This is a genomic window from Bacteroides sp. AF25-38AC (genome assembly GCF_003602995.1).
Taxonomy (GTDB): Bacteria; Bacteroidota; Bacteroidia; order Bacteroidales; family Bacteroidaceae; genus Bacteroides; species Bacteroides uniformis.
In genome coordinates, this window is sequence record NZ_QTMD01000022.1 from 75,888 (window position 1) to 89,271 (window position 13,384).

Here is a 13,384-nt window from a genome sequence, read left to right on the forward strand (position 1 = left end):
TTCATTATTGTAAAGATTACAAATTAATATCATAAACAAATAAAAAGGCTGAATAGTTTAACAAAATAAAGCATTTTTTCCGTCGGAAGCGAAGAATGATTACCTTTGCAACCATGAAGGAACAAGATTCAAATAGTCCTATTATTCACCTCCAACAGCAGCAACTTTTGCTGCGCATGGAATACGAATACGAAAAAGAGGAATTCAAACGCCAAACCGAAAACATGGGGGTTGCCCGGAAAGTGAAACGGGGACTTTGCTGGTATCCTGCCACTCCGGGACGAAGTTACTATAATTCACTGAATCAATTAGTAATAGAAATTACACACACAGAAAATACCGATATAGAACATAATTTTGAGTTCGGCCGTCCCGTATGTTTTTTCCGCCAGTCTGCCGATGGAAAAATAACCTATATGAACTTCACCGCTACCGTAAGCTATGCCGACGAGACACGGATGGTAGCGATAATGCCCGGAGCCGGTGCCGTGATGGAAGTGCAGGAAACGGACAACCTCGGCGTGCAACTTTATTTCGACGAAACATCCTATCGGACCATGTTCGAAGCCTTGGAAGATACGTTACGCTCCAAAGGCAACCGCCTGGCCGAATTGCGGGACATATTGCTGGGAACCTCGAAAGCCGGTTTCCGAGAGCTCTATCCCGTACGGTTTCCCTGGCTGAACTCCACGCAGGAAACAGCTGTAAACAAAGTGCTGTGTGCTCGCGACGTGGCCATTGTACATGGTCCTCCAGGAACCGGAAAAACGACCACCTTAGTGGAAGCCATCTACGAAACCCTGCATCGGGAACCGCAGGTACTGGTATGTGCCCAAAGCAATACTGCCGTCGACTGGATTTCGGAAAAACTTGTGGACCGTGGCGTCAATGTCCTGCGTATCGGCAATCCGACCCGTGTCAACGACAAGATGCTTTCCTTTACCTACGAGCGTCGTTTCGAGAACCATCCGCTTTATCCGGAGCTGTGGAGCATCCGGAAAAATCTCCGTGAACTGGGCAGCCGTGCCCGCCGTGGCAGCTATGACGAACGCGAAGGAGTACGCAGCCGTATGAGCCGCCTGCGCGACCGCGCCACCGCATTGGAAATACAAATCAATTCAGAGCTTTTTGATGGGGCACATGTCATAGCCTCCACGCTGGTAAGCAGCAATCACCGGCTGCTGAACGGACGCCGTTTCGGCACCCTTTTCATTGATGAAGCAGCCCAGGCCTTAGAGGCTGCCTGCTGGATAGCTATCCGAAAAGCAGACCGCGTGGTATTGGCGGGTGACCACTGCCAACTTCCGCCCACCATAAAATGCTACGAAGCCGCCCGTGGAGGTCTGGAACGAACATTGATGGAGAAAGTGGTGTCCAACAAACCTGCCGTTGTCTCTTTGCTGAAAGTACAATACCGCATGCACGAGGAAATCATGAAATTTCCTTCCCAATGGTTTTATAATGGCGAGTTGGAAGCCGCTTCCGAAGTGCGTTACCGGGGCATCCTGGACTGGGATACCCCCATCCACTGGATTGACACCTCCGAAATGGATTTCAAAGAAGAATTTGTGGGAGAGACTTTCGGGCGCATTAATAAGGCGGAAGCGGACCTGCTCCTATCAGAACTGAAAATCTACATCAACCGTATCAGTGGCAACCGCATTCTGGAAGAAAAAATAGACTTCGGCATCATCTCCCCTTACAAGGCACAAGTGCAATATCTCCGCAACAAGATAAAGGCAGACGCTTCACTCAAGCCTTATCGCAGCTTGTTCACTGTAAATACGGTGGATGGCTTCCAAGGGCAAGAGCGCGATGTTATCTTCATCAGCCTTGTCCGCGCCAACGAAGAAGGGCAGATAGGATTCCTGAATGATTTAAGGAGAATGAATGTAGCCATCACCCGGGCACGTATGAAGCTGGTAATATTGGGAGAGGCAGAGACGCTGAAACATCACGGTTTTTACCGGAAGCTATTGGAGTTTATTCAAAATATAGGGAATCAATAATAAAGAAATACCCCCTCCGGTAACACCGAAGAGGGTATTTCACCTATTTATATAAAGCTGATTAATTGTTTTCCGGACGAAGTTTACGAACCGTAACAGCTGTCTGCCACATTTCGCTTTCACGCAAGGCTTTCAATTCTGCATTCAGCTTCTCACGATAATCGGGTTTGGAGTTACTGTCGATAGAAATCTGAGCTTCGTTACCCGACTTCACACTTGCATACAATTTCTGTACAACCGGCTTGATGGCATCATGGAACGGGGTCATCCAATCCAGCGCACCACGCTGTGCCGTAGTAGAACAGTTGGCATACATCCAGTCCATACCATTCTTGGCAAACAATGGCATCAAAGATTGAGTCAACTCTTCCACTGTTTCATTGAATGCTTCAGAAGGAGTATGGCCGTTTTCGCGCAATACCTCATACTGAGCCAACAGTAATCCCTGGATAGCACCCATCAAGGAACCACGTTCACCGGTCAAGTCGGAAGTGGCTTCACGGATGAAAGTTGTCTCGAACAAATATCCCGAACCGATGCCGATACCCAGTGCAATCGTCTTGTCAAAAGCCTTACCCGTAGCATCCTGATAGACGGCATATGATGAGTTCAAGCCACGACCCTCGAGGAACATGGTACGAAGTGAAGTACCGGAACCTTTGGGAGCAACCATAATAACATCAATATCTTTAGGAGGAACCACGCCGGTACGGTCGTTCCAGGTAATAGCAAAACCATGAGAGAAGTAAAGAGCCTTTCCGGGAGTCAAATAAGGTTTGATAGTCGGCCATACAGACATTACAGCTGCGTCAGACAACAGACACATGACGATAGTACCTTTCTGACAAGCCTCTTCGATGCCGAACAAAGTCTCACCCGGTACCCATCCGTCAGCCACAGCCTTTTCGTATGTCTTACCCGGACGTTGTCCTACAATCACATTGAAACCGTTATCACGCAAGTTGCAAGCCTGGCCCGGGCCTTGTACGCCATAACCGATTACTGCAATTGTTTCATCTTTCAAAATCTCACGTGCTTTTTCCAAAGGAAATTCTTCGCGGGTCATTACATTCTCAATAACACCGCCAAAATTCAATTGTGCCATTTTTTGTTTTAATTTTTATTTGTGGCTTACGCCAACGTTGATAAATTTATTTATTTCTCTGTAAATATCACTTTAGAGCGACAGACCACTTCGCTGCCATTCTTTTTCACCTCCACATCGTAAACGCCCTCACCGGCATCATCCATGAACAAAGTCAACTCATCCCCATAATAGCTTTCGGCTACATATGCCATTTCAAAACGACGGATGCGCTTCTCCTTATACATCTCTATCGGGAACAAATCAAGGATATGCTCGATGTAACGGATGCTGTTCACATGCCCGTTAATGTCAATATCACTGTATTTGGCTACCAAAGCAGCAACCGGTTCCTTTGAGGCCACCTTTATCCGCGAAGGTTTTTCTATCGGGCAAGGCTCATCGCAAACATAATCTACAATGCTGCCACTATGAAGAGCCAGCAAATCTGCCGGCTTACGGGTATTCATGCTAATCATCGCCCAAACGGAACGTGCATACCCAATCTTCTTACCCTCCTTATCGATGATAGCGAAATTACGGTCTGTAAAAAGGCGATAGACATTCTCCACCCAAGTCTGAATGGAGAAATCTTCGTACTGATAAGGCATTTCATCCAGTTCGACAGCCAGACGGGACAATACCCAAGTATAATTGTCCTCGTTTAGAGTCGCGATGCCAAAACCGCGGTCGCTGGCATGGAAACCCGCACAATTCAACAAATGGTTGCCCAATACTCCCATTGTCAGCCGTCCGGTAAAGTCGACATGAAACGGTTCGGCAACAAACTTGTAGGTACCTATCTTATTGTTCTCGCTCATCATGATTCTTGGTGTTTACTTTGACGATATTTTGCTTCACGGTCCGCTAGATATTCATTGACACGCTCAAAGCAGCTGGTCGTAATGGCTACGCGACCCGAACGGACGAACTGAAGTACGCAATCCAACTGGCGCAACTCCTCATAAAGATTGGTTATTTCCTCACTCATGCCATTCTTCTCAACAATGGCAAATACAGCATTCACCTCCACAATACGGGCATTGTACTTACGGATTACTTTGGACACCTCCGGTTTTTCTTCCAGCGTAGGGGTCGTTATTTTATAAAGGGCAATCTCGTGCTGATAGATTTCATCATCCGTGAAATAATGGGCTTGCAGCACATCTATTTTCTTGGTAATCTGCTTGGTCACCTTTTCAATGGTATCCTTGTCCGTCCAAGCGGTAATGGTATATTTATGTACCCCCTTGATGGAGGAGGCCGATACATTCAAACTCTCGATGTTTATCTGCCGGCGGGTAAACACAGCCGTCACCTGATTCAGCAAACCGGCAAAGTTTTCCGAATGAACAATGATTGTATATAGTTTTTTATCCATAGATAGAGTAAATTCTTTAATTTCGCATGACTTCAGCATTCCAACAACATCTGATTGACCGAACCGCCCGGAGGTGTCATCGGCATTACATTTCCTTCTTCCTCCACACAAGCTTCGAGCAGGAACGGTCCGTCAGTCGCTATCATCTCGTCAATCGCTTTTGCCAGCTCCTCGCGGGTCATTACCCTGCGTGCAGGAATATCATATGCCGAAGCAATCTTCATATAATCCGGATTCATCATCGGAGTAAACGAATAACGACGATTGAAGAACATCGCCTGCCATTGACGAACATTGCCCAGGAAGTTATTGTTCAACAGAATCATCTTCACCGGAGCCTTTTGTTCCATGATGGTACCCAGTTCCTGCAGGTTCATCTGCAAGCCGCCGTCTCCCATGAATACGCATACCGTGCGGTCCGGACGTCCAAAAGTGGCACCGATAGCTGCCGGAAGGCCGAAGCCCATAGTACCCAGGCCACCGGAAGTAACAATGCTACGTTCCTTGCTGTATTTGAAATAACGGGCGGACATCATCTGATTCTGGCCGACATCAGTCACCAATATCGCCTCGTTATGGGTAGCCTCACTCACAGCACGCACCACCTCACCCATGCTTAGCGCTTTTCCTGCCGGATGTAATTCCGGACGGATTACCTTTTCCTCTTCCACTTCCTCGTATTGCCGGAAACTGTCAATCCATTCCTGATGGTTGGCGGGTTCCAGCAATTGGGTAACGGCAGCCAGTGTCTCTTTGCAATCTCCCAGGACAGCAACATCGGTCTTTACATTCTTATCTATTTCGGCAGGGTCAATATCAAAGTGGATAATCTTCGCCTGCTTGGCATATGTTTCCAATTTACCCGTCACACGGTCATCAAAGCGCATGCCTACGGCGATAAGGACATCACATTTATTGGTATTGATATTGGGCCCCAGGTTACCGTGCATACCAAGCATTCCTTTGTTCAACGGATGGTTCGTAGGTAATGCGGAAAGTCCCAATAAAGTGCATCCGGCAGGCATTCCGGCTTTCTCAATGAAAGCACGAAGCTCTTGCTGGGCTTCTCCCAGCTCCACGCCTTGTCCTACCAGCACCAAAGGCCGTTCCGCACCATTTATTAATTCAGCAGCCTTCCGTATGGCCTCCGGCTCCATTTCGGGAACGGGAAGATAGCTACGGACATAGTCCACCTTAGTAGGCGCATATTCTGTTTTCTCCACTTGGGCGTTTTTAGCAAAATCCAGCACGACCGGTCCCGGACGTCCGCTCTTTGCCACATAGAAAGCACGTGCCACTGCCCAGGCCACATCTTCTGCACGACGAATCTGGTAACTCCATTTCGTGATAGGCTGAGTAATGCCTACCAAGTCCACTTCCTGAAATGCATCCGTACCCAAGAAGTTCGTCCCTACCTGGCCGGCAATGACAACGATAGGCGTACTGTCAATCATGGCATCTGCAATGCCCGTGATAGTATTGGTAGCACCTGGTCCACTGGTAACCAGACAAACGCCAACCTCGCCCGACACACGTGCAAAGCCTTGCGCCGCATGGGTGGCTCCTTGTTCATGGCGAACCAGGATATGGTTCAATTCCTTCCGGTGGTCGTATAAGGCATCGAATACCGGCATGATGCTCCCTCCCGGATAACCGAAAATAGTCTTTACTCCCTGATGCTCCAGAGAGCGCATCAATGCTTCTGCGCCTGTTATTAGAGCCTCACCCCGACCCTCTCCTTGGGAGAGGGAGGAAAAGTTACTCTTTTTATTATTATCAGCCATACTTTATCTTTTTATTAAAAACTTCGGAAATTTGTATCATTCCCTCCTCCCCTCTCTTTCGGAGAGGGGTCGGGGGTGAGGCCTTTAATCAATCAACCTCACAGCCCCTTTGTCAGCGGAACTCACCATACTGGCATATGCTTTCAATGCTTTGGAGACTTCACGGTTGCGGGTTACCGGAGTCATAGGGCGTGCTGCAAGCTCTTCATCCGTCAACTTCACATTGATAGAACGGTTCGGTATATCAATTTCGATAATATCCCCATCCTTAATCTTACCGATATTACCACCGGCAGCCGCTTCGGGAGAAACATGTCCGATACTCAGTCCGGAAGTACCACCACTAAAACGCCCGTCAGTAATCAATGCACACTCCTTACCCAGATGGCGGGATTTGATATAAGAAGTAGGATAAAGCATCTCCTGCATACCCGGTCCACCTTTCGGTCCTTCGTGAGTAATGACGACGACGTCTCCACTGACTACCTTTCCACCCAAAATACCATCGCAAGCCGCATCTTGTGAGTCGAAAACTTTCGCCGGCCCCGTAAATTTCCAGATACTCTCGTCTACACCGGCAGTCTTAACAACGCAACCGTCCTGAGCTATATTTCCTTTCAAAACCGCCAGACCGCCATCCTTGCTGTATGCATGTTCCAAATCACGGATACAACCGGTCGCACGGTCCGTATCGAGTTCCTTATAAGACGCATTTTGTGAGCCGAGTACCAGATTGAACTTTCCGGCTGCCGCACTGGAGTATTTCTTGATTGCCTCTTTACATACATTAGGGCTGGTAATACTATACCGGTCGATTGCCTCTGCCAACGTCATTCCATCCACACGGCGGACATTCGTATCGACCAATCCGCCCTTGGCAAGCTCATCCATGATGGCAATGATGCCACCGGCACGGTTAACGTCTTGTACATGATACTTTTGGGTATTGGGAGCCACCTTGCATAAGCAGGGGGTCTTGCGGGAGAGCATGTCAATGTCGTCCATCTTAAAATCCGCTCCAGCTTCGTGAGCCACAGCCAACAAATGAAGTACCGTATTAGTGGAACCGCCCATCGCAATATCCAGCGTCATGGCATTCAAAAATGCCTCGCGGGTAGCAATACTGCGCGGGAGTACACTCTCATCCCCTTCTTCATAATATCTAAAGGCATTCTCTACAATCAACCTGGCTGCATCCTCAAATAGTTTCTTGCGATTTTCGTGAGTGGCTACAATCGTGCCGTTACCGGGCAGTGCCAATCCAATCGCTTCATTCAAGCAATTCATGGAATTAGCGGTAAACATGCCTGAGCAGCATCCGCAAGTGGGGCAGGCATGTTGCTCAATCTGTGCCACCTCTTTATCGCCCACACTTTCATCAGCAGATTTAATCATGGCATCAATCAAATCCAAATGCTGTCCGTTCCATTCCCCGGCTTCCATCGGACCGCCTGAAACAAACACAGTCGGTATATTCAGCCTCATAGCCGCCATCAGCATCCCCGGAGTAATCTTGTCACAGTTACTGATGCAAACCATAGCATCTGCCTTATGGGCATTTACCATATACTCCACACTATCGGCAATGATATCCCTTGAAGGCAGGGAATAAAGCATTCCGTCGTGCCCCATAGCGATACCGTCGTCAATGGCAATCGTATTGAACTCCGCAGCAAAACATCCCCGCTTTTCAATCTCTTCCTTTACAAACTGGCCTATTTCGTGCAGGTGTACATGCCCGGGGACGAATTGTGTAAAGGAATTGACTATAGCTATAATGGGCTTACCCATCTGTTCTTTCTTCATACCATTCGCCGTCCACAATGCACGGGCTCCCGCCATGCGACGACCTTGTGTGCTGAACGAGCTGCGTAACTGATGCTTCATTTTCAAATCTCCTTTTAATGAAAAAGCCTCTCCCACTATAGTGAGAAAGGCTTAATAAATTATCTTCTAACATACGAATACATACATAACCTTTCTCACGCTCTTGATGCCACCACCACGACGCGAATAATATGCAGGACTGCCAGGTTAATAGATGTATGTAAATTCATAACTTAATTCTTCTTTTTTGTTTCAAATGTGCTGCAAAGGTAAGGGCTTTTTTATAATCTCCAAACAAATTGAATAAAAAAATAAGATAAATATGAATAATCGTAAGAAAATATCGTCCTAAAATCCTATTTTATCACTTAACAGTTCTAAATAGAACCATTCGGACAGCCAATGTAAATGTATTGCCAATCATTGAAACCATTTAATAATCTGAAAATTACCAAAGGCTCTCTACATCCCGAAACAAATAATTCGTATCTTTGTCTCTTCAAATACTCAAAAAAACAGTATTTACTAATTAAATAAAGATAGAAAATTAATGGAAACAGTAGAAAACAAGTACATCACCGTAGCATATAAGCTGTACTCAATCGAAAACGGAGAAAAAGATTTCGAAGAAGAAGCACCCGTAGAGCATCCTTTTCAGTTTATCTCAGGGCTGGGAATGACACTCGAACCCTTTGAAGCCCAGATAAAAGACTTGCAGATAGGCGATAAATTCGACTTTACCATTCCGGCATCAGAAGCTTATGGTGAATATGACGACGACCATGTTATTGACCTCCCCAAAGAAATCTTTATGATAGAAGGGAAATTCGACAGCGATCGTGTAGTAGAAGGTGCCGTTATCCCCTTGATGACTTCTGAAGGTCAACGCATCAACGGAAGTGTGGTAGAAGTGAAGGAAGATATCGTCGTAATGGATATGAACCATCCGCTCGCAGGTTGTGACTTGAACTTCACTGGAGAAGTAGTGGAAAGCCGCCTGGCTACAAACGAAGAACTTGCCGAAGTCGCCCGTATGATGGGTGGCGGTTGCGGCAGCTGCGGTTGTGGTGACTGTGGCGACGGATGCGGCGACCATGAATGTGGAGGCGGATGCTGCCACTAGAAGAATTAAAAATGAAGAATTAAAAATGAAAGAATCAAACTACGCAATATAAGTATGCTGCATGATAATTCTTTCATTTTTAATTCTTCATTTTTTTAATTATTTACTTGTCATTATCTCCAATACCAATTTATCCGTTTCATTCATTCCTTTAGAACCGATTTTTGTCAGATTACGGATACTCTGATCCACATCCTCATCAATAATACCTTCTACGGAAGTTACACAACGGTTTTCCATGGCCATGATGGCTGAAAGTACTGCGGTTGAAACTCCGGTAGTCACTTTCAATGCACAACTAGGTTTGGCACCATCACAAATCATTCCGGTAAGATTGGCAATCATGTTCTGTACAGCATATGCCACCTGCTCATAAGTACCCCCCATTAGCCAAGTTATACCGCAACTGGAACCAGTGGCAGCAACCACACAACCGCATAAGGCGGATAACCGTCCCAAACTCTGCTTGATATAGATTACTGTCAAATGGCTCAACATCAAGGCACGAATCAATTCTTCTTCTGATTTCCCGTTTTCTTCGGCATAAATCAAAACCGGCAACGTAGCGGATATACCTTGATTACCGCTTCCTGAATTACTCATGACCGGAATCATGGCTCCTGCCATACGGGCATCGCAAGCACCGGAAGTATAAGAAAGAATATGGGAAAAAACACTGTCCCCCATAACCTTATGCTCGTAAGTACCACGAAGGATTTTTCCCAAGCCATGTCCGTAATCACCCTCAAAAGAGCTTTCTGCGGCAGCCTTATTCAGACGGGCCGTTTCGAGGATAAAACGAATTTCGTCCAACGGAGCCGTCAAAGCAAAATCATAGACTTTCCGCAAGCTTAAATCCAGCGCACCTTCCTCCTTTTCTGTGCTTGCAACAGCCTGCTTGTTCAACAGCACTTCCCCATTGCGTGCCATGTATACAAAGGAAGTGTGTCCACCTGCAATGATAGCAGTGGACTTTTCATCCCCGACCTCACAACAAACTTCAACATAAAGCTTCTCTTTAATGCCATCTTTCAGTGCTATATGGATGCGCTTTTCATCTATAAAACGTCTTCCTTCTTCCACGGCATCGGGATTACAATCCTTCAATACCTCCAGTTGATATTCCGATTTACCGATTAAGGCACCAAGCGCTACTGCAATAGGCAGCCCAATCATTCCTGTACCGGGAATTCCTACGCCCATCGCGTTCTTCAAGATATTGGCACTTAAAAGAACCGTTATCTTTTCCGGATGTCTGCCCAATACTTCCGCAGCTTTTGCCACACACAATGCCACAGCTATAGGTTCTGTGCAACCTATAGCAGGAACGACCTCGGATTTAACCAAATCAATAATCTGTTGTCTTTCCGTTTTTGTCATATTTATTCAATTTAGATGCAGACAAAGGTAATGTATTTTATTCTATAATAGAAGGAATAGAAGGAATAAAATAAATGAGGTTGTGTCAAAACGTTGGCACAACCTCTTTTATATTTTAAGTTCTGCTATATTTTCTTTTGGCTATGCTACTTTTTCCTCATGCATTTGGCAGCAAGTTGCTATATTCCAATTATATCGGGTTATAAATAGTCCCATAAACAAATATTTGGCAACTGTAATGAGCCCCTTTCCTTCTTTTATCAGTTTAGCACACATTTTTTTGATATTAAAGGCTATAGCAAAGAAAGCAAAGTCCATTGTAACCTTGTCTTCTCCCACATGCCGGAATCTTCTGTATGCCATGTTGTATTTCATTTGTCCAAACACAGCTTCTGGTTCTATACACCTCCTGCCTCTATGCTTGATACCTTCTTCTGAGAGCAACCTTTCCCGTGCCTGCCGTTTGTATTGATTTAATCGGTGGTTGACTTCTATAATACGGTTCCCCCGAGCTTTAAAACAACTGCCACGCAAAGGGCAACCTTCGCATCTTTTTGCTTTATACCGGGCACTTTCGGTGATGTATCCGCTCGCTGTCTTGTCACGTTTGGTTCCTATACGGTTCATGTGCCGTCCCATAGGACAAACGTAATAATCCTCTTGGGCATTGTAATGGAGACTTTCGGCATGGAACGGGTTGGGAGTATAACGGGGACGCTGTTCTTTATGGAAGTAATTGTACTTGATGAAGGCTTCTATCCCATTCTCCTGCATGAACCGGTAATTTTCTTCCGAACCGTAACCGGAGTCTGCCACGCAGATATTCGGTAAACGGTTATAGCGGTACTGGAAAGAGTGGAAAAAAGGTATGTGGGTCAGTGTATCGGTAGGGTTGGGAAACAGACGGAAGTCTGTGATAAATTGGTTTTCAGTACCTATTTGCAGATTATATCCGGGTTTGGTCTGCCCGTTCTTCATGGCATCTTCTTTCATGCGCATGAATGTGGCACCAGGATCGGTCTTGGAATAGGAGTTACGTTCTCCAAGGGTATCAAGGTGATTGTCATATTCTATCAGCTTGTCACGATACCCTTCAAGTTCCCTGACCTGCTTCTTCTTTTTGCGCAGGGCTTTCTTTTCTTCCTTATCCTTTGTTGCAGGCTGGCGTTCCAGGGCTTCTTTAAGTTCATCCACTATGTCAGAGAGCCTGCAGGAAGTAAACTCCACGGATGTGTCTTTTATAGAGTTCTCCTGTGCAATGGTTTCATCCACCTGCTCCAAGAGAATACGGATTTTATCCATTAGTCTCGTACGGTTCCGTTCGACTGTCTTGCGCCAGACAAAAGTATATTTGTTGGCTTTGGATTCAATCTTGGTGCCGTCAATATACTCCACATCAAGGCTGATGAAACCTTTATCGGTAAGGACAAAAATCAACTGGGTAAATACATTATTTATTTCCTCCTTTACACGGTTACGAAAACGGTTGATCGTGATAAAATCCGGATGCTCATTACCGGCAAGCCAAATATAATGAATGTCACGAAGGAGGTGCTTCTCTATTTTACGGCAAGAATAGATATTATTCATGTAGGCGTAGATTATCACCTTAAGCATCATTTTAGGATGATAAGGACAACGGCCCGTTTCCTTATAAAGCTTCTTGAAACTCTCAAGATTGAGGTTGTCAATAACAGCATTCACGATGCGGACCGGGTCGTTCGCAGCTATGTTTTCATCAATTCTTTGTGGAAAAAGAACGGTTTGGTTGGGAATGTAAGGACGAAAATGTAACTTTGCCATAACGAAAAACTTTATGCCTAAAGATACGAAAACTTTGGGTAATAACAAAGCCCGGGCTTGAGAAAGTCTGGGCTTTGCGCATAAAAAAAGGCTGTGTCAGCATTTTGACACAACCTCATTCCCTATCTTAAGTTGTTATCTTCCTGTCTAAATTAGATTACTTTTTCAAATTCAAACCCAATTCAAACTTTGTAGTTTTTGACATTGCAGTCGGAAGGTCTCCCAATATAGCTTTTATCATAGGACCAAAACTACCTAATGCATCCGGATCATCAGGAATCAATTCTGCAATTGCCGGTCCCATAGCAGCAATAGTAGTCATAAGTTCTTTATCAATAAAGATTTTCACTTCTTCATTATTATTAGACAACGCATAATTCACAGGGATTCCATTCTTCACAAGTTCCAACAATTGAGATATAACAGTAGTTATATCAGCTTTAGTATTAGCATCGGCTATTATTTTTTCCAGATTCAGGAAAAGCAACATTTTACCATTCCCCTGCAATTTAAAGGTTGCATAATCTGCCGGTGAAGTCTCCCATACCGGAGTTATTGGCTTCTCACCTGAAAGATCTATCCCTGCAGAAGAATAAGTGGCCACTATATTACCGTCAGCACTCAAAGTAACATCCTGCAATACCTGCGGCAATATCACAGACCCCATCTGTATAGCTAACGACGGAATAGCACTTACCGGCAAAAATGATAGATATGTGTCCTCAGGTGCCTCCCATGTCATAAAAACACTACCTCCGATCACCGAATTATTTTCATCCAATTCAACAGCCGGAACTTTCCAAGTACCAATAACCGGGTCTTTAATCTTATCATCGTCGTCATCACTACAAGCAGTGAACAAACTCATAGAGCAAATCAACGCAAATAAAAAAAACAAATTCTTTTTCATACTTAAAAAAACATATTTAGTTAACCTTAATTCCGCAACACTATAATTTAACTTTATTTATAAGTTCCTGAGCAACAAAAAGT

Annotated in this window: 10 protein-coding genes; 2 read left to right on the plus strand and 8 right to left on the minus strand. The window is 45.2% G+C overall.

All coding sequences use genetic code 11. The annotated features are described in order from the left end of the window. The first annotated feature begins 113 nt into the window (after nt 1-113). Nucleotides 114-2,009, plus strand: a complete 1,896-nt coding sequence (locus DWY55_RS15070) for an AAA domain-containing protein (protein ID WP_057281725.1) — start codon at nt 114-116, stop codon at nt 2,007-2,009. A gap of 61 nt (nt 2,010-2,070) precedes the next feature. On the opposite strand, the gene ilvC is transcribed toward DWY55_RS15070, so the two are convergent. The 5 genes from ilvC to ilvD form a co-directional block, all read right to left on the minus strand. Then, nucleotides 2,071-3,114: a ketol-acid reductoisomerase gene (gene ilvC, locus DWY55_RS15075; protein ID WP_005833131.1), complete on the minus strand. Its 1,044-nt coding sequence runs from the start codon at nt 3,112-3,114 to the stop codon at nt 2,071-2,073. 50 nt (nt 3,115-3,164) lie between these two features. After that, on the minus strand, nt 3,165-3,914 hold the full coding sequence (locus DWY55_RS15080; protein WP_034523242.1) for an acyl-[acyl-carrier-protein] thioesterase: 750 nt from the start codon (nt 3,912-3,914) through the stop codon (nt 3,165-3,167). Further along, nucleotides 3,914-4,474: an acetolactate synthase small subunit gene (ilvN, locus tag DWY55_RS15085; protein ID WP_005833135.1), complete on the minus strand. Its 561-nt coding sequence runs from the start codon at nt 4,472-4,474 to the stop codon at nt 3,914-3,916. The genes DWY55_RS15080 and ilvN overlap by 1 nt, the downstream gene beginning before the upstream one ends. A gap of 32 nt (nt 4,475-4,506) precedes the next feature. Further along, on the minus strand, nt 4,507-6,258 hold the full coding sequence (gene ilvB / locus DWY55_RS15090) for a biosynthetic-type acetolactate synthase large subunit (protein ID WP_009037958.1): 1,752 nt from the start codon (nt 6,256-6,258) through the stop codon (nt 4,507-4,509). Between the two features lie 84 nt (nt 6,259-6,342). Continuing rightward, entirely contained in the window at nt 6,343-8,145 is a 1,803-nt protein-coding gene (gene ilvD / locus DWY55_RS15095; protein WP_057281611.1) for a dihydroxy-acid dehydratase, read from the minus strand. 490 nt (nt 8,146-8,635) lie between these two features. Here ilvD and DWY55_RS15100 point away from each other — a divergent pair, with 490 nt between their 5' ends. After that, nucleotides 8,636-9,208 (plus strand): peptidylprolyl isomerase, encoded by a 573-nt coding sequence (locus tag DWY55_RS15100; protein WP_117600018.1) that lies wholly within the window; start codon nt 8,636-8,638, stop codon nt 9,206-9,208. A gap of 99 nt (nt 9,209-9,307) precedes the next feature. Here the strand turns inward: DWY55_RS15100 and DWY55_RS15105 are convergent, their stop codons facing one another. From DWY55_RS15105 to DWY55_RS15115, 3 genes are all read right to left on the minus strand, one after another. Continuing rightward, nucleotides 9,308-10,588, minus strand: a complete 1,281-nt coding sequence (locus DWY55_RS15105) for a serine dehydratase subunit alpha family protein (protein ID WP_005827178.1) — start codon at nt 10,586-10,588, stop codon at nt 9,308-9,310. Between the two features lie 141 nt (nt 10,589-10,729). After that, the gene (locus tag DWY55_RS15110) at nt 10,730-12,391 is read right to left on the minus strand and encodes an IS1182 family transposase (RefSeq protein WP_117878682.1); all 1,662 of its coding nucleotides are present in this window, start codon (nt 12,389-12,391) and stop codon (nt 10,730-10,732) included. A gap of 157 nt (nt 12,392-12,548) precedes the next feature. Next, the gene (locus tag DWY55_RS15115; RefSeq protein WP_087331999.1) at nt 12,549-13,301 is read right to left on the minus strand and encodes a DUF4925 domain-containing protein; all 753 of its coding nucleotides are present in this window, start codon (nt 13,299-13,301) and stop codon (nt 12,549-12,551) included. Nucleotides 13,302-13,384 lie beyond the last annotated feature (83 nt).

Coding starts and splice junctions, on each gene's coding strand:
- DWY55_RS15070 (WP_057281725.1), top strand. CDS start 114: ATGAAGGAACAAGATTCAAATAGTCCTATTATTCACCTCCAACAGCAG.
- ilvC (WP_005833131.1), bottom strand. CDS start 3,114: ATGGCACAATTGAATTTTGGCGGTGTTATTGAGAATGTAATGACCCGC.
- DWY55_RS15080 (WP_034523242.1), bottom strand. CDS start 3,914: ATGAGCGAGAACAATAAGATAGGTACCTACAAGTTTGTTGCCGAACCG.
- ilvN (WP_005833135.1), bottom strand. CDS start 4,474: ATGGATAAAAAACTATATACAATCATTGTTCATTCGGAAAACTTTGCC.
- ilvB (WP_009037958.1), bottom strand. CDS start 6,258: ATGGCTGATAATAATAAAAAGAGTAACTTTTCCTCCCTCTCCCAAGGA.
- ilvD (WP_057281611.1), bottom strand. CDS start 8,145: ATGAAGCATCAGTTACGCAGCTCGTTCAGCACACAAGGTCGTCGCATG.
- DWY55_RS15100 (WP_117600018.1), top strand. CDS start 8,636: ATGGAAACAGTAGAAAACAAGTACATCACCGTAGCATATAAGCTGTAC.
- DWY55_RS15105 (WP_005827178.1), bottom strand. CDS start 10,588: ATGACAAAAACGGAAAGACAACAGATTATTGATTTGGTTAAATCCGAG.
- DWY55_RS15110 (WP_117878682.1), bottom strand. CDS start 12,391: ATGGCAAAGTTACATTTTCGTCCTTACATTCCCAACCAAACCGTTCTT.
- DWY55_RS15115 (WP_087331999.1), bottom strand. CDS start 13,301: ATGAAAAAGAATTTGTTTTTTTTATTTGCGTTGATTTGCTCTATGAGT.